The following is a 20,945-nucleotide window of genomic DNA, read 5'->3' as shown; positions in this document are numbered from 1 at the left end:
TTTTTTAAGCGTCGCGCAACAATAAGTCTAGCCTCCCCAACAGCCTATGGGCACATTGTCGCGGGTCAACAAAGCTCGGAAGTCCTGCATATGCAGAGATTTTCCCCATTTGCCTTGCGCCAGATCAAGGCGCACCCGCGATGTTGCACTGCACGCAGGGGCTGCCGATTCGGCCTCAGGTCAAAATCATCGCATTCCTACGGCACCGATGGGCCCTGTCGACGCGCAGGAGATGCCCGAAACGGGTCACCTGCCCCAACGGCATCATCCCGCGCTGACCAAGCCCCGCGATGAGCGGAGTTGACCATGATTCGCGCCGATGCGGGCATGCCTTTTTCACGAATGATGATCAGGCGGGTTCGTTGACCGCCAGAAAGCCGCCGGATTGACGCGACCAAAGTTCGGCATAAAGCCCGCCGGACGCGACGAGTTCCGCATGCGTGCCCTGTTCGATGATGCGGCCCTTGTCCATCACGATCAGCCGGTCGAGGGCTGCAATCGTCGACAGGCGATGGGCGATCGCCAGCACCGTCTTGCCCTTCATGAGCTCGTCCAGATTGGACTGGATGGCCGCTTCCACTTCCGAATCAAGTGCCGAGGTCGCCTCGTCCAGCACCAGGATCGGCGCATCCTTCAGCATGACGCGGGCAATCGCGATGCGCTGGCGCTGCCCTCCGGAGAGCTTCACCCCCCGTTCGCCGACATGCGCGTCAAAACCCTTCCGGCCGCGCTGATCTTCCAGCGCCTGGATGAACCCATCCGCCTCGGCCCGCCGTGCGGCGGCCAGAAGCTGCGCATCCGTGGCATCCTGCCGTCCGAAGAGGATGTTGTCGCGGATCGAGCGGTGGAGGAGCGAGGTATCCTGCGTCACCATGCCGATCTGGACCCGGAGGCTTTCCTGGCGGACCTTGGCGATATCCTGGCCATCGATCAGGATGCGCCCGCTCTCCACATCGTAGAAGCGCAAGAGCAGGTTGACGAGCGTCGACTTGCCCGCCCCCGAACGTCCGACGATGCCGACCTTTTCGCCCGGCGCGATGGTGAGGTTCAGGCTGTCGATCACGCCCTTGCCGCGACCGTAATGGAAGCTGACATTCTCAAAGCGGATTTCGGGGCGCGCAACGACGAGATCCCGCGCGTCCGTGGCATCCGTCAGGCCGATCGGCTGGGAAATCAGTTCGGCGGCATTCTGCACGGTGCCGAAATTGCGCATGATGCCGTTGAACTGGGTCATCAGCCGCCCGAGCAGGAAATTCAGGCGCAGTACGAGCGCCAGCGTGAAGGCGACGGCACCGGAACTGATACGGCCATCCAGCCAGAGGTGAATACAGAGGGCCGCCATGCTGGTGATCATGATGCCGGAGAGCAGCGCCATGGAGGCCCTGACACCGGTGATGAAGCGGGTGAACATCATGGTCGTCGATTGGAAGGTGTCGAAGCCTTCCCGCATGTAGCGGTCGTTCACCTCGTCGCGGCCAAAGAGCCGGAGCGTCTGAATGTTGCTGTAGCTGTCCACCATGCGGCCGTTCAGCATCGAGGCCGCCTCCGCCGTCTCCCGCGAATGATACCGGATGCGCGGCACGAAATAGCGGGCAAGGAAGGAGAAGATCACCACCCAGAGAACGACGATCATCGCGAGGCGCCAGTCGAGCCCGCCGATCAGCGTCAGCATCGAGACCGCATAGATCAGCACGAACCAGACGCTTTCCATCAGCGACGTGACGAGATCGCCCGCCGACTGCCCGCCGGACCACACCTTGGTGACGATGCGACCGGCAAAATCATTCTGGAAGAAGGAGATCGTTTGCCGCGCCACGTGCTGGTAGGACTGCCAGCGGACGAGATTGTAAAAGCCCGGCGTGATGATCTGCTGGTCGACGACCGCGGTCGCCATGGTCACCAGGAAGCGCACGAGGCCGATCAGCACCAGCATGCCAGCGAGTTCCCACCCGTGCGCAGCCAGAAGACCGCTCCAGCCCTCCGCCTTGTTGACGCTCGCCAGGATATCGACCAGCCGCCCGACGAACCAGAACAGCGCCGCCTCGATCGCCGCCGTCATGCCGCCCAGAACCAGCATGGCGAAGAAAGGGAATTTCGCCTGGCGCACATAGAACCAGATGAAGGCGATCGTGCCCTTGGGCGGCCTCAGATCAGCGCGCGGCGCAAAGGGTTGGATGCGGTTTTCGAAGAAGCGGAACAGGGCGTCGATCATAAGATGGGTATAGGCTCTTTCGCGGATGCAACAAGAAGGACCCACCTTAAAACTTGGCAATCTTCAAACGCCATGCTGTCTTCGCATCGGTGGGACCGCTACTGGTAATAGCGGCCATAGATCGCGTGGTAGCGGCGGTTGCCCACGGGCGGCGAGACGGCGTTGATCACCAGCGTCTCGTCCTCCGTCAGTTCCGCCCGTTGCAGCGCCAGCCGCGCGCTGCCGTAAAGCTGGGCGGGAGACGCCGTGCCATAGGCCGTGGCGCAGCCGAAGCGGCAATTGAGCGATGGCAGATCCTTGACCGTGCGCCGTGCGTGGCCGAGTGCGCCGTCCACCACATGCCGCAACCGGTTGCTGACATCGGTGAGATGGATTTCGGTGTTGGAATTCAGCAGCAGCCCCAGTTCATCCGCAGACATCCAGCAGGCACTGTCATCCTTGCCGATCAGGCGACCCGTCTGCTGGCCGATCGTGTCGAGCAGATAGTCGCGGGCCTTGGCCATCACCGGGCCGCGATAGGCATCGAAACCGCTGACGCGACACAACATCAGACTGTAGCCATCCAGATGCTGCTCGCCCGAATGCAGCGCCTGAAGACGGCCCATCATGGTGGCCCGTTCGCCCAGTCCGTGGCTGATGATGCTGTCCGGCATCGAAGGAGCCGGTTGCGGACCGGCAGCCACCTGCGACGCATCATCCTGCGGCGCCACGGGCGCAACCTCCGCCAGCCATTGCGCCACCGAGGCCTGCAGATCGGCCACCACGTTGACCTGCTCGCCGGCAGACTGTTTCAGCAGATGGACCATATGCGCGAGCGGCGCGGCGGCCGGTTCCGGCGCCGCGGCAAACACCGCCTGCGCCTTGGCAAGCTGCGCCTCGAAGTCCTGCAGCGAGACCTGCATGTCTTTGAGCGAGGTTTCCACCTTCGGCAGCACCGGGGCGAGCGCCAGCGCATCGACCACCTGCTGGACCGGCTCGAACAGGAAGGGCAGGAAACGCTGCGCCAGATCCGTGAGATCCGCCTGCGAGACAGGACGCTTCAGAAGCAGGAAGCTCTGCTTCAAATCCGCATTGTCTCCCTTCAACAGCAGGCAGACGAGATGAAAGTTGGCAGGCGTCAGATCGAGGCCGAGCCTCGTCAGGACAACGGAGGCCTGGCGGCCGATCGAGGCCTCATTGGTGCTTCCATACGCGGTGATCGACATAGGCAAACTCCCGAATCGTGACCGGACCATCTTAAGGCCGGGGACCGATCCAAGAGTTTAAACGCTTCGTTAAAATGCGAGCAAAGGCCCTCGCAAGGGCCGGGAATGCGGCGGATTACTCCGCCGCCTCCGGCTCCTGCGTGGTCTGGTCGGCGAGGAAACCGCCCGATTGGCGGTTCCAGAGGTCCGCATAGATGCCGCCATGCGAGACGAGTTCGGTATGCGTCCCCTCCTCGATGATCCGCCCCTTGTCGAGCACGATCAGCCGGTCCATCTGCGTCAGCGTCGACAACCGGTGGGCAATCGCGATCACCGTCTTGTCCTCGATCAGCTTGAACAGGCTCTCCTGGATCGCCGCTTCCACTTCCGAATCGAGCGCCGAGGTCGCCTCGTCGAGGATCAGGATCGGCGCGTCCTTCAGGAAGACACGCGCGATCGCGATCCGCTGCCGCTGGCCGCCGGAGAGTTTCACGCCCCGCTCACCGACATGTGCGTCGAGACCGGTGCGGCCCTGCTGGTCCGCCAGGCCCTGGATGAAGTCCCAGGCATTGGCGCGCTTGGCGGCCTCGATCACCTCCTCATCGGAGGCCTCGGGACGGCCATAGGAAATGTTGTCGCGGATCGAGCGGTGCAGCAGAGAGGTATCCTGCGTCACCACACCGACCAGCGCCCGCAGGCTGTCCTGCGAAACCTGGGCGATGTCTTGGCCGTCGATCAGGATGCGGCCCTTCTCGACATCGTAGAACCGCAGGAGCAGGTTCATCAGCGTCGTCTTGCCGGCACCGGAGCGACCGACGAGCCCGACCTTCTCGCCCGCCTTGATGGTGAGCGAGAAGTCCTCGATGACGCCTTTCTGCTTGCCGTAGTGGAAGCGGACATCCTCGTAGACGATCTCGCCACGCGGGGCGGCAAGCGGTGTCGCCTGCGGCTTGTCCAGGATGTCGTGCGGCTTCGTCATCATGCCCATGCCGTCGTAGACCGTGCCGATGCTTTCGAACAGCGCCGCCACTTCCCACATGATCCAGTTGGACATGCCGTTGACGCGCATCGAAAGCCCGATCGCGACCGCCAGCGCACCGATGCTGACATCGCCGCCCAGCCAGAACCAGATGCCGAGCGCCGCCACCGAGAACTGCACGAGCACGTTGTTGATATCGACCGCGATGTTGAGGAGCGAGATCTGCCGCATCTGGCCATGCACGGTACCCAGAAACTCGTCCATGCCCTCCCTGGCATAGGTCTCTTCGCGTCCGGCATGCGAGAAGAGCTTCACCGTCGCAATGTTCGTGTAGCTGTCGACGATCCGGCCCGTCATCATCGAACGGGCATCCGCCTGCGCACTCGAAAGCTTCCTCAGCTTCGGGATGAAGTGCCGCAGAATGAGGATGTAGAAGATCAGCCAGACGAGCAGCGGAATGCCGAGCCGCCAATCGACGGCGGCGACGAGCGCCAGCATCGAGACGAAGAAGCTGATGGCATAGACGAAGACATCGATGATCTTCATCGCCACATCGCGCACCGCAAGCGCCGTCTGCATGACCTTGGTCGAGACCCGCCCGGCAAACTCGTTGGCAAAGAAGGTCATCGAATGGCGCAGCAGGAAACGGTGCATCTGCCAGCGGGCAATCATCGGAAAGCTGCCGGCCAGCACCTGATGCATGGTCAGCGTATGGAAGAAACCGATGAACGGCAGGCCGATCAGCAAAAGCGCCGCCATGCCGGCCAGCCGCCAGCCCTCGTCTGCCAAGAAAGTTTCGCGGTTGGCACTGCTCAGCCAATCGACGATATTGCCGAGAAACTGGTAGAGAAACACCTCGATCACGGCGATGCCCATCGAGCAGAAGCCGAGCACCACCAGCCAGGGCCAGACCGGTTTCGTATAATACCAGCAGAAGGCAAACAGGCCCTTGGGCGGCAGTTGCGGCGCGTCTGTCGGATAGGGGTTCACGCGCTGTTCAAACCAGGCAAACATCAGAATGCTCCGTCATCAAAGACCGTCGCAACCGACCCTTGCGCAAGCGCGCCAAAAGACATGGTCGTCAACGGGAGGAAATTCACAGTACGAGGCCGAGTGCCGGCCACGAAAGATAATTTTTGCGGGAGATATGCGGAAACCGCGAACGCCTCAGGCCAACAGCAACCAGGCTGGGCGGCGGAGGCGCGTCATCACGGTCATGTCCATGTCTGCCTCCTTGTGCGGGCGTTGAAGATGATCACGCATTAGCAGCAACAACCGTCCGTGAAAAGGGCCAATCTCATCGCCTTTGAAGACCGGACCGATATGTGACGGTTGCATCACACCGCCTGTGGATGAGATAGCGGCGGGACATGCTGTCGGAACCCGCCGGAGAACCTGATGAACCAGTTGCGTATCGCTCTCTATCAACCTGATATTCCGGGCAATACCGGCACGATCCTCAGGCTCGCCGCCTGTCTCGGCCTCAAGGTCGATATCATCGAGCCCGCCGGCTTCGTGCTGTCGGACAAGAACCTGCGCCGCGCCGGCATGGACTATCTCGCCAGCGTTGCGATAACGCGTCACGTCAACTTTGAAAGCTTTGACGCCTGGCGCCGGCAGGAAAGCCGTCGCCTCGTTCTCGCCTCCACCAAGGCCGCCACGCCCTATACCGGTTTCCGCTTTGCGCCCAATGACATCCTGATGTTCGGGCGCGAGAGCGCCGGCGTGCCGGATCACGTCCATGAACTCGCCGATGCCCGCCTCATCATTCCGATGGTCGAGGGGCAAAGGTCCATCAACGTGGCCATGTCGGCAGCGATGATGGCCGGCGAGGCCATGCGGCAAATTGCCTGGGTCTGACGATACAGCCTGAAGTGGCGTTGGCAGACCCTGATCTTTATGCGAAGATGCTCACACGAATGCATGCCATGAACACTCCCAGCCTTAAGAGAGACGGATCATGTTCCCCACAGCATTCACGCACAGCGTCACCCAGTTTGCCCGCACTTTAAGCCTTCCCGAACGGATTCAGCACTCCCCCGTGCGCAATCTGACGCTGGAGGGACTGCGTCGCCGCAACACCTCGCTCGACGCGATGTTCTACGACGTGAAGACCATCACGGCGGACGAGGTCTTCTATATCAGCGGTTGTCTCGCCGCCGAAGGGGCGATCCTCATCGTGCCGCCCACCGGCGGCTCCCCTCTCACGCTCTGCGACACGATCGATGACTTCGTCATCGGCGGCGGACGCATGATCGATACGCTGGTGGTGGCCGGTGTTGGCAGTTCGGCGCTCGGTTCCGCAGCGCTGGCCCGCAACGTCGCCGATGCGATCGGCAAACCGGTCGCGGCGGTCATTTCCGGTTACGGCCTCGCCGATGTCGTGACGGAAGCGCTGGGCGGGTATTTCTTCTTCGGAACCCTAAACAGCGTTCGCCACTCCTTCGAGGTGCTGGACGAACTCTTCGGGCGCCCGCAATTCGGCGCGGCCACCCGTCTTTCGGCCGAGCGCCTGCAGGAGCGCAGCCTCGACACGCAGACGGTGCGCGCTTTGCTCAACGATCCGCGCCTCGCCTTCTCGTTGCTCGTCGGCCATTCCAAGGGCAACCTGATCATTTCCGAAGCGCTCTACAGCCTGGTCAAGGACGAGCACACGCAGGCCGAGAAACTGGCCGCCCGCGCCACCCTCATCACCCTCAGCGCCCGCATCGCCATGCCGCCGATGTTCAAGTCGGTGATCGACGTGATGGGCGAATGGGACTGGTTCGGTGAATTGAATTCCCGCCGCTTCCTCGAGACCGACGAGATCGTGCCGAACGCGCTGCATCACACGAATACGGATCTGCCCAATCACCTGCCGGTGACCGAGGTGGTGCAGAAGATCATGGCACGCGCGATCAACCGCACGGCCAGCAACACGAACGAACCGCTGCCGGCAGAGCCGGAGTTGACCACAACAGCCGGCCCGATCCCGTCTCCCGTCGCCAAGGCGGCGAACCTGCCGCTCGTCGTTGCCGAGCCGCCGCTGCCGGCGCCGGTGCTTGCCTCGCCCGTCGTCGATCAGGCCTCAGTGCCAGTCCCGCAGCCGGTCCCGCAGAACGCCATCCTGCAAGAGGCACAGCCGATGGCCACCATCGACGGGGCCGCCGCGATCGCCATCGAACCGGTGCCGCCACCGCCACCCGCGGACAAGCCGGCAACCGCCAGACGCGCATCACGAAGCCGCAAGCGTTAGAGAAGCGCCGAACAGGCGCCTGAACAGACGCTCGACCGGCCGGTCGCCGGCTCCATGGAATAGGCATGAACGTGAAAATGCCGGCGGGTTTCCCCACCGGCATTTTCGGGTCTGGCGGGAGAGAGGAAGAGACGACAAGGGACTAGAAAGCCTTCCCTCTCTCACCCGCCAAAGCAAAATCCTGGCATCAGGCGAAGATCTTCAGTCCTCCCGCCATGGATGCATTGGTGATGTTGAGGCCAAAGGTCTGCAACTGCTGCTGCACCACAAGCGATGCACGGCGCGCGGCCTCTTCCTCAAGATTGGCATCGACCATGGAGCCGATGCCGATTTCGGTGACGTCCTGAAGGGTGGCAAGAAAATCGGCATTGCTGTCGATCCGCTTGCTCGTCGCGCCGATGGTGGCAGCGCCGTCGGTCATGCCCTTCATCATGCTGTTCATGGCGGAGATCATGCCGTCGATCTCGTCATCCGTCGTCGAACTCGACAGGCCGATCTCCCGCGCCGAACCGCCGGCAGGCGTCGTCGAGCCGGCATCGAGAAGGTAATAATCATACGCGGCCCCGGATCTGGTGATACCGGAATAGGAGCGCGTCAAAAGGCCGTCGCTCGCATCGCCTTCCGCAACGAGGTTCGACGTGGCACGGTCAAAGTTGATGACATTGACCGAGACGTCGCCCCGCGCATTGCTGGTGACGGAGCCGACCATGCTCTCCATCTTGGGGTTCTTCGTCGCCGACGTCTTCAGCCAGTTCTGCCCGTTGAACGAACTGGAATCGATCACCGTGCCCAGCTGCTCCTTCAGCTGCGAGATCTCGGAATTCAGCGCATCCTTGTCGATGCCCGGCGTCTTCGCGAGAATGAGCTTCGACTGGATCTCCGACATGATGTCGCCCGCCTCAGCCATGCCGAGAGCCGCCGTATCGGCAATCGCGGCAGAAAAGGCCTGCGCATCTTCGGCGCTCGACAGCGACAGATTGGTCGACTTCATCGTCGTCGCGATCGACCAGTACGCCGCATTGTCGGATGCCGACTGGACCTCACGTCCCGACGCGACGCGCGTCGTGTTTTCGCTCAGTGCCCGCGTCGTCCCGCCAAGCAGGGCAAGCGCCGAAGCTGCTGTCGAATTGACTGAGGTTGTTGACATCTGCCCCCCTGTGCGCCTGTCCGAAAACGGGAGTAATCTCCGTCTTCACCAACAGCTTTAGCGGGGAGGTTTTGCAGTTCGATTTCTCGAAACTTTAGAATTTTAGCAAAGGCGTGGATTTGAAGGATCGCTTCGGCCAGGCGGCAGGATGCGCGCCCGCCATCAATCCGCGGTCGGCAGCCGCCGCATGGTGAATTCGATCTGGTCACCGTCCAGCTGGCGCCAGCTTTCCACTTCCGTCCAATAGGCGGCCTTGGGAAAGGCATCGAACCATTCGCGGGCCTTCTGGCGCGCATCTTCGCGTGACAGCGTATAGGTTTGCCGGACGAACAGCCCCTGCGCATCACCGGCCTTTTCCTGGCGGTGGCGATCGATCCTGCGCTTCAGCCCGGCAAGCGGCGGCGGTGAGAACTTTGCCATGCGTTCTACCTCTGCGGATGTCCCCCAGTGTTGCACAAGCAGGCGCACGAGTCGAATCGGCTGTGCCAACCTGCCCGGTTGCACCGGCGCAAAGCCTTGGTTAAAGCCCATGGGAGTAAACCGCTGCAGCCGCAGCCTTCGGATGTCAGAGGATGGGAAGCCCATGGAAAGACCGCAGATCCCCGTTGGCCTGCCGCATGATATCGAGGAGAAGAAGGCCGCGGCACGCGCTTGGTTCGAGACCTTGCGCGACGAGATCTGCGCCACCTTCGAGGCGCTGGAGGATGCGTTCTCCGGATCCGAGCGGCCCGCCGGTCGTTTCACCCGAAAGCCCTGGCTGCGCGAGGATGGCAAGGGCGGCGGCGGCGTGATGTCGATGATGGAAGGCCGCGTCTTCGAAAAGGTCGGCGTGCACACCTCCACCGTCCACGGCGAGTTTTCCGCGGAGTTTCGCAAGCAGATGCCGGGCGCTGCCGAAGACCCGCGCTTCTGGGCCTCGGGCATCTCTTTGATCGCCCATCCGGTCAACCCCAGCGTTCCGACCGTGCACATGAACACACGCATGGTGGCGACCACCGGCCTCTGGTTTGGCGGCGGCGCGGACTTGACGCCGATGTTGAACCGGCGCCGGACGCAGGAGGACAACGACAGCAAAGCCTTCCATGCGGCGATGGAGCAAGTCTGTCGGCGGCACGAGACCGTTGCCGATTACGACCGCTACAAGGCCTGGTGCGACGAGTATTTCTTCCTGCCGCACCGCAACGAGGCGCGCGGTATCGGCGGCATCTTTTTCGACTGGCTGTACCCGGAGGCGGACAAGGGCGGCTGGGATGCCAACTTCGCCTTCGTGCAGGATGTCGGTCGCGCCTTCCACGCCGTCTACCCGCAGATCGTCCGTGCCAATCTCGAAACACCCGTGACCGAAGCGGACCGGGACGAGCAGCTGATGCGGCGCGGACGTTACGTGGAGTTCAACCTGTTGTACGACCGCGGCACGATTTTTGGCCTGAAGACCGGCGGCAATGTGGAGTCGATCCTGTCGTCCCTGCCGCCACTGGTGCGGTGGCCGTGATGCATCACCCTGCGAAAATGTGACACTCTGTTGATTTGACATTTGACATATCCGAATCAAGGCTGCGGTGGTAGTTTTCGAACGACTGCACCGGAGGAGGATGTCATGGTTACATCAAGGAGCGTGCCAGTACCCCCTGCGCCAGGATCGACTGGTCCTGACAAGGCGCGTTTGATTGAAACCCCCGAAATGATCGACCGGATGGCCGCGGAGCTTCGTGCTCGCAGCGATTCCGATCTGCCGCATTCGTTTTATGTCGAGCAGGTGCGTCGGCAACTGGCCGGTGAGGCCCGCACCCGATCGGCGGCGGCGAATGACGACGGAAGTATCGCGGCGCGCAGCGGACAGGCGCATCCCTCCGTCTTTCACGCCTGGGCTCTGTCGGAATAGACCTTCGACGACTGCCGAACGGAACACAGCCAGCTCTCGTCCGTTGTGCCAAGGGCGCAACCGCTTGGAGGAAGCGGCCGCCCATCATCAACGGATGGAGGCTTCCTATGCGACGTTTCGAATGTGGAACCCTGGTTCCGGGTTGTGATTGGCACACCCGGGCGGATGAGGATGCGGAAGTGGTGCGCCGAGCGGTCGAGCATATGCGCTCCGTGCACGGCGAAACCTTTATCCGCGAGAACATGATCGACAACATCAAGGAGCGGATCCGAACCGACGATCCGGCCAAGGCGACGGTCTGAACCGAACACAATTGCCGGAGATCGCCCTGAGAGCGGCGCCGATCCGGTTGCCTGTCGGTCAGCCCCGATCTTCGATCATCTTCTGCAACCGGGCGGCAAGCGCTGCCCGGTCAAGGGTAAAATTGCGGTCCACCCAAAGGGTTTCAAGCTCCCGCAGCAGTTCCCCCACGCGCGGACCGGCAGGCACCCCGGCTTGCATGACATCGCTGCCGCCGAGCGGAAAGACCGGCTTCTCAAACCGTTCGGCACGCGACAGCAGCGTGGAGAGCTTCGCCGCCTTCAGCATGTCCTGATCGTTCGTGACGGCACTTGCCCTGGCTGCGGCGAGTGCGAGTTTCAGCCTTGCCACCAGAGCGGGTTTTTGATGCCGGTAGAGCAGACGGTCGAGAGCGGTTTCCGCCAGATCCGCCGTCACCGGCGGCGCCTTGGCCCATTCCAGCAGCCGTTCACCCTCAGCATTCGACATCCTCAGACGCTTCGCCAGCGCCCCCACCCGCTCCGCATCGGGCGGAATGATGGCTGCGAGCCGCAGAAGCGGGTCCGGTGTCCAGGAGAGCGCCTGTTCGGTCGCCACCAGCCCGTGGATGGCGTCGATGCCCCATTTTTCCGTTTCCGGCAGGATGGCGGTGAGCACGCCGGATGTGCGCATCCACAACAGCGCACGCGCCGGATCGGGCGCGGAAAACAGCTTGCGCATTTCGGCCCAGACGCGCTCCGCCGACAGATGGTCGAGCCGATCCTTCGCCTTGGCCGAAGCGCGCAGTCCATCCGCATCCGGTCGTCCAGAGCCGTAATAGGCAAAGAAGCGGAAGAAGCGCAGAACGCGCAGGTAATCCTCGGCAATTCGGGCCGAAGCGTCGCCGATGAAGCGGATCGTGCGGCTCTCGATATCTTTCAGGCCGCCGACCAGATCGATCACCACGCCGTCCGCCGTCACGTAGAGCGCATTCATGGTGAAATCCCGCCGCTCGGCATCCGCCTGCCAGTCGGTGCCGAAGGCCACTGTCGCATGGCGTCCATCAGTTGCCACATCGCGGCGCAGTGTCGTCACCTCGAAGCCGCGGCCATCAATGACAAGCGTCACGGTGCCGTGGTCGATGCCGGTCGGCACCGCCTTGATGCCGGCTTGTTTCGCCCGCGCCATCACCACGTCCGGCAGATGGGTGGTGGCGAAATCGGCATCCGAAATCGGCAATCCCATTAGCGCATTGCGGACGGCGCCGCCGACGATCCGCCCCTCCCCGCCATCGGCGTTCAGAAGCGAAAACACCGCCTGCACGGCGGGATCGGTGAGCCAGGTCTGACCGGCGAGGCTCGTCATCGGTATAGCCTTTCGTAAAGCGTTCTCAGGATTCCGGCGGTAATGCCCCAGATATGCCAGTCGCGATAGGCCATCACGTAGAAATGACGGATCGCGCCCTGCCACTCCCGGCTGCCCTGGCTGTGATTGGCCGGGTCCATCAGGAAGGAGAGCGGCACCTCGAAGGCGTGTTCCACCTCGGTGGGGTTGAGCGTCAGATTAAAGCCGCGCTGGACGACGGCGAGCACCGGCGTGATGCGAAAACCGCTTGCGGCGAAATAATCCGGCAGCCGGCCGACCGGTTCGACAAAACGTCGGTCGAGGCCGATCTCCTCCTCCGCTTCGCGCAGTGCCGCGGTTTCCGGCCCGCCATCCTCCGGGTCGATGGCACCGCCCGGAAAGGCGATCTGGCCTGAATGCTTGCGAAGACCGGTGGTGCGCTGGGTGAGGATGATCTTCGCGCCATCCTCGTCATCGACGACCGGCACGAGCACGGCGGCATTTTTCAGCACCATCCCCTCGACATGCCGGACGATGCCCGGATTGAGGAGATGATCGCCATGATCATGCACCGCCTCGGCCAGCGAAGCGCCCGTCTGGTTAAGGGCACGACGGCGAAAATCCTCGGCCGTAAACGTCGGCGGCATCAGCACGTCACTCATCGGGAAGCCGCATCCAGTTCGTCCGCCGGCATCACGGGAAACACCGCGCCGCCGGAGCGGATGGCGAACATCATCACCCCATCCACCTCGATCTCCTCGCCGAGCTCCACCAGATTATACATGACGGCACGCGACACGAGCGCTTCGAGGCGTCCGCGGACATGCAGGTAGGGCTTCAACCGACGCTCCTCGCCAACGATCTCGAAGCGCAGCGGATGCTCGTGGCCAGCCTCGATCACATCGCCGAGATTGGTGCGGAAGGTGATCACCGGACCCTCCTCACTATGGGTCACGGACATTTCAACGGCGAGGAAGGGCGCATCCTCGACGCGAATTCCGACTTTTTCCACAGGCGTGACGAGATAGGTCTTGCCGTCCTCATCCTTGCGCAAAACCGTGGAAAACAGCCGCACCAGAGCCGGCCTGCCAATCGGCGTTCCGAGATAGAACCAGGTGCCGTCGGCGCGGATTTCCATGTCCAGATCGCCGCAAAACGGCGGATTCCAGCGCTCTACGGGGGGTAAGCCGCGCTTGCCCTCGCCCGTCTGCTCGGCGGCACGGGCAATCATCGCAGCACGGCCTGCAGCATCGGTCGCGGTGTTTATCGTTTCGCCTGCCATAATTTCATTCATGGTTGCCGTGTATGCGCATCTCTCTCACGAGATAGTCATTTCGATCGTTCTTGTCAGCGGCTGGCGTGGGAATAAGTTCAAGAGCACGATGAGATCGTGCAACCGCAGCGATTCGCGTTTCCCCGGCAGGATGCCGGTGAGAAAGCCTGATGGAGACCGACATGGGCGTCATGACTTCCACCGAAACTCCGCTCGACGAGAAGGCGATCATTGCCGCGGCCGAACAGGCGCTTGCCGATATCGCCGCCATCCGCGCCGAAGTGGGCAAGGTCATCTTCGGCCAGGAACAGGTGGTGGAAAACACCCTGATCGCGGTCCTCTCCGGCGGCCACGCGCTGCTTGTCGGCGTGCCGGGTCTTGCCAAGACCAAGCTGGTCACGACGCTCGGCGCGGTGCTGGGGCTCGATGCCAACCGCATCCAGTTCACGCCCGACCTGATGCCCTCCGATATCCTCGGCACGGAAGTAATGGACCAGGACGAAACCGGTCGGCGCTCCTTCCGCTTCGTCAAGGGGCCGGTCTTCGCGCAGCTTTTGATGGCCGATGAAATCAACCGCGCCTCGCCCCGCACCCAGTCGGCGCTCTTGCAGTCCATGCAGGAGTACCACATCACGGTGGCCGGACAGCGCTATGATCTGCCTGCCCCCTTCCATGTGTTGGCCACCCAGAACCCGCTGGAGCAGGAAGGCACCTATCCGCTGCCGGAAGCCCAGCTCGACCGCTTCCTGCTGCAGGTGGATGTGCTTTACCCCGATCTCGCCGCCGAACGGCAGATCCTGCTTGAAACGACCGGCATTTCCGAAGCGAAGCCCCGTGGCGTGATCAATGCGCCGCGGCTGCAGGAGATCCAGAGCCTGATCCGCCAGATGCCGGTGAGCGACAGCGTGGTCGATGCCATCCTATCGCTCGTCCGCTCGGCCCGTCCCGGCCAGGGCAATACGCTGACCGACCGGCACGTGGCCTGGGGCCCCGGCCCGCGCGCCGGCCAGGCACTGATGCTCTGCGCCCGCGCCCGCGCGCTGTACGAAGGCCGGCTCGCGCCGTCGATCGATGACGTGCACGCACTCGCAGAACCCGTTCTCGAACACCGCATGGCGCTCGCCTTTGCGGCGCGCGCCGAAGGCATGAGCGTGCGCGACGTGATCCAGGGACTGGTGAAGCAGGCCCGCGGCTGACGCCGCGGTCCGCAACACACTCATAGACGAATTCGAAGGAGCAGGCGTGGCATCATCCATCGGCCAGATCGTTCCGCAGACCCCCGGCAGCGAGGTGCTGGCACGCGCCCGGCAGCGCGCCATCCTGGTGCCGGACTGCATGGTCGAGGCGCGCCGCATCGCCAACACCGTGATCGCCGGCTGGCACGGCCGGCGCAAGCGCGGCATCGGCGAAAACTTCTGGCAGTTCCGCCCCTATTCCGAAGGCGAGAGCCTGTCGCGCATCGATTGGCGTCGCTCCGCCCGCGACGACCATACCTATGTGCGCGACCGGGAATGGGAAGCGGCGCACACCGTCTGGCTCTGGGCCGACATGTCCGCCTCCATGATGTACAAATCAACCTATGGGACAGTATCCAAGGAAAGCCGCGCGCTGGTGCTGATGCTGGCGCTGGCGGAAATCCTGGCCCGCTCCGGAGAGCGCATCGGCTGCCCCGGCGTCATGGAGCCGGTCGCGGCACGCAATGCCGCCGAACGGCTGGCAACCGCCATCATGCACGCCCCGCCGACGCAAGGTATGCCGGATACCGGCATGATCCGTGGGGCGAGCGATATCGTCCTGATCGGCGATTTCCTGGACGATGCCGACCGGATCATGGAGAAGATCACGCCGCTTGCCCGGCGCAACCTGCGCGGCCATGTGGTGGAAGTGGCGGACCCCGCCGAAGAGATTTTTCCCTATAGCGGTCGCACCGAGTTCACCGATCCGGAAACCGGCGAAAAGCTGGTCTCCGGCCGCGCCGAAACGCTGAAGGACGATTATCAACGAGCCTATCTGGCGCGGCGCGAAAGCCTTGGCCAGTCGCTGCGCCATATGGGCTGGAACTTCGTCTTCCACCGCACGGACCACCTCGCCTCCGAGGCACTGGCCGCTATTCACGGCTATCTTTCGGGCAATCCGCCGGTGCTGTCGGGAGCACGCCCATGAGTGCCCTTGCCTTTGCCAGCCCCCTCATCCTGATCGCTCTCGTGACGCTGCCGGCCATCTGGTGGCTGCTGCGGCTCACCCCGCCGCGTCCGAAAGCAGAAGTCTTCCCGCCGCTCGCCATCCTGGCCTCGGTGCTGAAACGCCAGGAAACGCCGGCGAAAAGCCCGTGGTGGCTGACGCTGCTGCGCATGCTGATGGCCGCCGCGCTCATCTTTGCGATCGCCGATCCTGTGATGAACCCGCGCACCGGGTCGCTGTCGACCGTCGGGCCGCTGGCGCTGGTCGTGGACAACAGCTGGTCGACGGCGCGCGACTGGGAGCGGCGTGTGGAGACCGCCGACATGCTGATCGGCGATGCGGAAAATGCCGACCTGCCGGTCGCGATCGTCTTCACCGCCGATGCGAACCACGACGCGGTGCCAGGCAGTGCCGCTGCCGCCCGCGAAAAGCTGATGGCGGCACGGCCGAAGCCGCTGGTGCCGGATCGCGAACGGGCCGCCGCGGCGCTCACCGAAGCCTTTAACGGCACCCGCCCCGGTACCGTCGCATTGCTGTCGGATGGTGTGGCGACGCCACAGGATCCCGACATGATGTCCGCTCTTGAAAGCCTCTCGCCTGCCGACATGCGCCTCATCGAGGGCGATGGCGGGCAGGCCGTCGCGCTGACAAGCGCCACCAACAATGCCGGCGCAATGAGCGTTACGGCGGCCCGGCTGACTCGGGAGGCGTCTGCCACCTACACCGTCAACGCGCTCGACCAGCAGGGGCGCTCGCTCGCCACCGGCGCCCTCTCCTTCGCGCCCGGCGCCGCCACGGCGACCGCGGAGATTTCCGCTCCCTTCGAACTGCGCAACGATTTCGCACGGCTGTCGATCGACAATGCCGCAAGCGCCGGCGCCGTGCATCTGTTGGATGACGGCTTCAAGCGCCGCCGTGTGGCGCTGATTGCCGGCGATGGCGGCAATGATATGCAGCCGCTTCTGCTGCCGCTCTATTACATCAGCCGCGCACTGCAGCCCTATGCGGACCTCATCGAACCGAAAGGCGCCGATCTCGCCGCCTCGATCCCGGACATCCTGCAGCAGAACCCGTCTGCCATCATCATGGCCGACATCGGTCGCCTGCCGGCGGAAACCTATGAGCCGCTGCAGCGCTGGATCGCCCGGGGCGGCATGCTGATCCGGTTTGCCGGCCCGCGCCTCGCTGCCGCCCCGACCGACGATCCGCTGGTGCCGGTCATCCTGCGCCGCGGCGAGCGCGCGCTTGGCGGCGCGCTCTCCTGGGCTGAACCGCAGCCGCTGGCTGATTTCCCGACTTTCGGCCCGTTCGCCGGCATGCCGCGCGCAACGGATGTGACAGTCAAACGCCAGGTGCTGGCCGAACCGACGCCGGATCTGGCTGAGCGCACCTGGGCAAGCCTGGCCGACGGCACGCCTTTGGTGACGACTCAGCAGATCGATGCGGGCCGAATCGTGCTCTTCCATGTCAGCGCCGAGGCGACCTGGTCGGATCTGCCGCTGTCGGGCACCTTCGTTGAAATGCTGCGCCGGATCGTCCAGCTCTCGCGTGCCGGCGGGGCACAATCGACCGGGCAGTCGGCAGAAGCCGCAGCCGCGCTGCCGCCCTATCGCCTGCTGAACGCCACCGGCGTGCTGACGGCGGATACTGCCGCGGCGAAACCCATCACCCTCACCGCCGGCCAGGTGCCGGTCGCAAGCCTTGACCATCCACCCGGTCTCTACGGTTCCGAAGATGGCTTCACCGCCGTCAACCTGCTGCCGGCGGATACGGAGCTCAACCCGATTGCCCTCAACGGCACCGGCATGACCGTGACGCGCGAGGCGTTGATCGGACGCGAGGCGATCTCTCTCAGGCCCGCTCTTTTCACCGCGGCGCTGTTGATGCTTCTCCTCGATAGCCTGATTGTGTTGTTCATGAACGGCGCCTTTGCCAGAACTCCGCGTGCGGCTCGGTCCACCGCGGCCATGCTGATGCTCGCCCTCCTCCCCTTCGCATTCGCCCCGACCGAAGGCCGGGCCCAGGATCTGAAACCGGGCGACGAACAGGCGCTCGAGCGGCTGGACACCACGCACCTGGCTTACGTCGTCACCGGCGAGGCGGATGTCGACACGCTGTCCGAACAGGGCCTGGAAGGCCTCAGCCAGTTCCTCACCTACCGCACGACGCTGGAGCCCGGCGCCCCGGTCGGTCTCGACATCACCAAGGACGAGCTGTCCTTCTACCCGATCATCTACTGGCCGATTTCGGCCACCGCGCCGATGCCGACCCAGGCGGCGATTTCCCGCATCGATGCCTATATGCGCAATGGCGGCACGGTGCTGTTCGATACGCGTGACCAGCTGAGTTCGCTGGATGCCGGTGGGGCACCGAATGCCAATGGCCAGCGGCTGCAGGAAATCCTTGCCAATATCGACATTCCGCCGCTGGAGCCGACGCCGGAAAACCATGTGCTGACCCGCACCTTCTATCTGCTCTCGTCCTTCCCCGGCCGCTATTCCGGCAGCCCGCTCTGGGTGGAGGCGCGCCAGGACGCGCGCAATTCCGGCAGCCAGCTGTCCTCAACCGGCGACGGCGTGACGCCGCTGCTCATCACCGGCAATGATTTTGCCGGCGCCTGGGCGATCGACGACACGGGCCGCGCGGTTCTGCCCACGGTTCCGCCGGACGAGATGCAGCGCGAATATGCCTACCGCGCCGGCGTCAACATCATGATGTATATGCTGACCGGCAACTACAAGGCCGACCAGGTGCATGTGCCGGCTTTGCTCGAGCGGCTGGGACAATAGGAGCGCGACGATGGACATTCAGTTTGCGCCCTTTCTGCCCCTGCCCGTTCTGGCCGTTCTGGCCGCATTCGCGGCCATCCTCGTCGTCCTCTCCCTGTGGCGGGGCCTGCGCGGCAGTGTCTTGCGCGCACTCGCGCTCGCGGCGCTGCTCCTGGCCCTCACCAACCCGACGCTGACCCAGGAGGACCGCGAACAGCTCTCCACCATCGTTCCGGTCATTGTCGACCGCTCGCAGAGCCAGGATACGCCGGAGCGGGTCGCCCAGACGAACGAGGCGCTGGCGCAGCTGCAGGACCGATTTTCGCGCTTCCCCCGCATCGAGCCCCGCATCGTCGAGGTGCGGGATGACGAAAATTCCGACACGCCCTCCACCCGCCTGTTCTCGTCGCTCTCCACCGCCACCGCGGATGTGCCGCCCGGTCGTGTCGGCGGCGCAGTCTTCCTGACCGATGGCCAGATCCACGATCTGCCGGGTGTCGATCAGGCGCTGCCTTTCAACGCGCCGATCCACGGGCTGATCACCGGCCGCGCCAACGAGTTCGACCGCCGCGTCGAAGTGGTGCGCGCGCCGCGCTTCGGCATCGTCGGCGAAGAACAGCAGATGACGCTCCGGGTTTTCGATGACGGACGCGCCCAGGGTGGTTCTGCCCCCGTGACGGTGCGCATGAATGGCGAAATCATTGCCAATCTGCCGGCGACACCCGGCGCACCGATCCCGTTCAGCTTTACCGTGCCGCGCGGCGGCAGCAATGTGATGGAGTTTTCCGTCGCCGAACTGCCGGGCGAAGTGACGACCGCCAACAACCGCGCCGTCCATGTGATCGACGGCATCCGCCAGAATCTCCGCGTGCTGCTCGTCTCCGGCGAACCGCATGCCGGCGAACGCGCCTGGCGTAACCTGCTGAAATCCGATGCCTCGGTGGATCTGGTGCATTTCACCATTCTGCGCCCACCGGAAAAGCAGGACGGCACGCCGATCAACGAACTGTCGCTGATCGCCTTTCCGACGCGTGAGCTCTTCGTCGAAAAGATCAACGATTTCGACCTGATCATCTTCGACCGCTACCAGCACCGCGGCGTGCTGCCGATCCTCTATTACGACTACATCGCCCAGTACGTGGAAAACGGAGGCGCGCTTCTCATCGCCGCCGGCCCCGAACATGCCGGTCAGGATTCGATCGCCTCGACGCCGCTCGCCACCGTTCTGCCGGCCGCTCCCACTGGGGACATTCATCAAGCGGGCTTTTTCCCGCGTCTCTCCGAGCTCGGCAAGAAACATCCGGTGACCCGCGGCCTTGATGGCTCCGGCAGCGAACCGCCCGCCTGGGGCCGCTGGTTCCGCACGATCGACGTGACCCAGCCGGAAGGCGAAACCGTGATGCAGGGCGACGGCGACCGCCCCCTCCTGGTGCTGAACCGGGCGGGCGAAGGTCGCGTCGCCATGCTTCTTTCCGACCAGGGCTGGCTCTGGGCCCGCGGTTTCGAAGGCGGCGGCCCGCATGTGGCGCTCTATCGCCGCATCGCCCACTGGCTGATGAAGGAGCCGGAGCTGGAAGAAGAGGCGCTCACCGCACGCGCCGTTGGCCGCACGCTGGAGGCGACCCGCCAGACGATCGGCGACGATCCTGGCCCGGCGACGATCCGCTATCCCTCCGGCCGCACGGAGACCGTTGCATTCACCGCCGCCGGCCCCGGCCTTTACCGCATCGAAAAGCGGATGGAGGAGACCGGCCTGTTCGAAGTCTCGAACGGCGAGTTTTCCACGCTCGTTCACATCGGCACGGTGGATGCGCCGGAATTCAAGGCGATGATCTCGACCACCGATACGCTCGCCCCCTATGCCCAGAAGACCCGCGGCCTTGTGACCCGCGTCGAGGATGGTGACAGCGTGCAATTGCCGGACATCCTGCCGGTGCGCGGCGAAGTGCGCATCAGCGACCCGAACCGCATGGTGATCCGCATGACGGACGAGACCGTGCTGCGCGGCATCGACACGACCCCGCTGTTTGCCGGTTTCGCCGGCCTTGCCGTGCTGCTGATGGCCATCTCCGCCATGTGGTGGCGCGAGGGGCGGTGAGGTTTATGATGCCTGGGCGGACGGACGGTTTGGAGACGAGGATCATGAAGGACCGCAGCCATGACGACGCCATGGCGGATTTCTTCCGGGAGAGCCCGGATCTTGCCGCGGCAACGCTGGATGCCATCCTGGCCGAGGGCGATCAGGGCGAATTGCTGGTGACGCTTCGGCAGATGACGAAGGCATTCGGCGGGGTTCCGGCGGTGGCTCGGTCTGCCGAACTGAACCCCACCCAATTGTACCGAACCCTTTCGGAGGGCGGTAATCCGGAGTTGCGCAGCCTGAGCGCTCTTCTGCGCAGCATGGGGCTGCGGCTTTCGGTTCGTCCGCTGGAAGAGACGGCCTCCCAAACCTGACACCCCATCGAACACCGGGTTTTCGCCC

The 20,945-nt window shown here is 63.9% G+C and carries 18 protein-coding genes; 10 read left to right on the top strand and 8 right to left on the bottom strand.

What is annotated here, in order from left to right; genetic code table 11:
- Positions 1-349: 349 nt before the first annotated feature.
- The 3 genes from G6N78_RS11380 to G6N78_RS11370 all read right to left on the bottom strand — a co-directional run bounded on the left by G6N78_RS11380 (position 350) and on the right by G6N78_RS11370 (position 5,389).
- A complete protein-coding gene (locus G6N78_RS11380; RefSeq protein ID WP_165218455.1) occupies positions 350-2,212 on the bottom strand; it encodes an ABC transporter ATP-binding protein in 1,863 nt (620 codons plus the stop codon).
- Between the two features lie 98 nt (positions 2,213-2,310).
- The gene (locus tag G6N78_RS11375; RefSeq protein WP_165218454.1) at positions 2,311-3,417 is read right to left on the bottom strand and encodes a diguanylate cyclase domain-containing protein; all 1,107 of its coding nucleotides are present in this window, start codon (positions 3,415-3,417) and stop codon (positions 2,311-2,313) included.
- A 115-nt stretch (positions 3,418-3,532) separates the two neighbouring features.
- Positions 3,533-5,389, bottom strand: a complete 1,857-nt coding sequence (locus G6N78_RS11370) for an ABC transporter ATP-binding protein (RefSeq protein WP_165218448.1) — start codon at positions 5,387-5,389, stop codon at positions 3,533-3,535.
- 384 nt (positions 5,390-5,773) lie between these two features.
- Here G6N78_RS11370 and G6N78_RS11365 point away from each other — a divergent pair, with 384 nt between their 5' ends.
- Both G6N78_RS11365 and G6N78_RS11360 read left to right on the top strand, forming a co-directional pair.
- Positions 5,774-6,235: a tRNA (cytidine(34)-2'-O)-methyltransferase gene (locus tag G6N78_RS11365; protein WP_165218446.1), complete on the top strand. Its 462-nt coding sequence runs from the start codon at positions 5,774-5,776 to the stop codon at positions 6,233-6,235.
- Between the two features lie 100 nt (positions 6,236-6,335).
- The gene (locus tag G6N78_RS11360) at positions 6,336-7,610 is read left to right on the top strand and encodes a hypothetical protein (RefSeq protein WP_165218445.1); all 1,275 of its coding nucleotides are present in this window, start codon (positions 6,336-6,338) and stop codon (positions 7,608-7,610) included.
- A 187-nt stretch (positions 7,611-7,797) separates the two neighbouring features.
- Here the strand turns inward: G6N78_RS11360 and G6N78_RS11355 are convergent, their stop codons facing one another.
- Positions 7,798-8,757, bottom strand: a complete 960-nt coding sequence (locus tag G6N78_RS11355; RefSeq protein WP_165218443.1) for a flagellin N-terminal helical domain-containing protein — start codon at positions 8,755-8,757, stop codon at positions 7,798-7,800.
- Positions 8,758-8,919: 162 nt separating this feature from the next.
- A complete protein-coding gene (locus G6N78_RS11350) occupies positions 8,920-9,177 on the bottom strand; it encodes a hypothetical protein (RefSeq protein WP_165218442.1) in 258 nt (85 codons plus the stop codon).
- Between the two features lie 163 nt (positions 9,178-9,340).
- Between G6N78_RS11350 and hemF the strand changes: the two genes are divergently transcribed.
- The 3 genes from hemF (at position 9,341) to G6N78_RS11335 (ending at position 10,941) form a co-directional block, all read left to right on the top strand.
- A complete protein-coding gene (gene hemF / locus G6N78_RS11345; protein WP_165218440.1) occupies positions 9,341-10,249 on the top strand; it encodes an oxygen-dependent coproporphyrinogen oxidase in 909 nt (302 codons plus the stop codon).
- 171 nt (positions 10,250-10,420) lie between these two features.
- Positions 10,421-10,639: a hypothetical protein gene (locus G6N78_RS11340; RefSeq protein WP_165218439.1), complete on the top strand. Its 219-nt coding sequence runs from the start codon at positions 10,421-10,423 to the stop codon at positions 10,637-10,639.
- Between the two features lie 107 nt (positions 10,640-10,746).
- On the top strand, positions 10,747-10,941 hold the full coding sequence (locus tag G6N78_RS11335; protein WP_165218437.1) for a DUF1059 domain-containing protein: 195 nt from the start codon (positions 10,747-10,749) through the stop codon (positions 10,939-10,941).
- Between the two features lie 58 nt (positions 10,942-10,999).
- On the opposite strand, the gene G6N78_RS11330 is transcribed toward G6N78_RS11335, so the two are convergent.
- From G6N78_RS11330 to G6N78_RS11320, 3 genes are read right to left on the bottom strand one after another with little or no spacing between them, the layout of a single operon-like run.
- Positions 11,000-12,262 carry a CCA tRNA nucleotidyltransferase gene (locus G6N78_RS11330; RefSeq protein WP_165218436.1) on the bottom strand — a complete coding sequence of 421 codons (1,263 nt, stop codon included), beginning with the start codon at positions 12,260-12,262 and terminating at the stop codon, positions 11,000-11,002.
- The gene (locus tag G6N78_RS11325) at positions 12,259-12,903 is read right to left on the bottom strand and encodes a CoA pyrophosphatase (protein ID WP_234905783.1); all 645 of its coding nucleotides are present in this window, start codon (positions 12,901-12,903) and stop codon (positions 12,259-12,261) included. The genes G6N78_RS11330 and G6N78_RS11325 overlap by 4 nt, the downstream gene beginning before the upstream one ends.
- Positions 12,900-13,523: a DUF1285 domain-containing protein gene (locus G6N78_RS11320; RefSeq protein WP_165218434.1), complete on the bottom strand. Its 624-nt coding sequence runs from the start codon at positions 13,521-13,523 to the stop codon at positions 12,900-12,902. Before G6N78_RS11320 ends, G6N78_RS11325 begins: the two co-directional genes overlap by 4 nt.
- Positions 13,524-13,696: 173 nt before the next feature.
- Here G6N78_RS11320 and G6N78_RS11315 point away from each other — a divergent pair, with 173 nt between their 5' ends.
- From G6N78_RS11315 to G6N78_RS11295, 5 genes are read left to right on the top strand one after another with little or no spacing between them, the layout of a single operon-like run.
- Positions 13,697-14,710, top strand: a complete 1,014-nt coding sequence (locus tag G6N78_RS11315; protein WP_165218432.1) for an AAA family ATPase — start codon at positions 13,697-13,699, stop codon at positions 14,708-14,710.
- A 46-nt stretch (positions 14,711-14,756) separates the two neighbouring features.
- Complete coding sequence (locus tag G6N78_RS11310) at positions 14,757-15,677, top strand: DUF58 domain-containing protein (RefSeq protein ID WP_165218430.1); 921 nt, start codon at positions 14,757-14,759, stop codon at positions 15,675-15,677.
- The gene (locus G6N78_RS11305; RefSeq protein ID WP_165218428.1) at positions 15,674-18,484 is read left to right on the top strand and encodes a DUF4159 domain-containing protein; all 2,811 of its coding nucleotides are present in this window, start codon (positions 15,674-15,676) and stop codon (positions 18,482-18,484) included. The genes G6N78_RS11310 and G6N78_RS11305 overlap by 4 nt, the downstream gene beginning before the upstream one ends.
- 10 nt (positions 18,485-18,494) lie before the next feature.
- Complete coding sequence (locus G6N78_RS11300) at positions 18,495-20,561, top strand: hypothetical protein (RefSeq protein WP_165218427.1); 2,067 nt, start codon at positions 18,495-18,497, stop codon at positions 20,559-20,561.
- Positions 20,562-20,605: 44 nt separating this feature from the next.
- The gene (locus tag G6N78_RS11295) at positions 20,606-20,917 is read left to right on the top strand and encodes a helix-turn-helix domain-containing transcriptional regulator (protein WP_165218425.1); all 312 of its coding nucleotides are present in this window, start codon (positions 20,606-20,608) and stop codon (positions 20,915-20,917) included.
- Positions 20,918-20,945 lie beyond the last annotated feature (28 nt).

Source organism: Allorhizobium pseudoryzae, from assembly GCF_011046245.1.
In the GTDB taxonomy this organism is placed as follows: domain Bacteria; phylum Pseudomonadota; class Alphaproteobacteria; order Rhizobiales; family Rhizobiaceae; genus Neorhizobium; species Neorhizobium pseudoryzae.
This window is presented reverse-complemented; position numbering and strand designations above follow the sequence as displayed.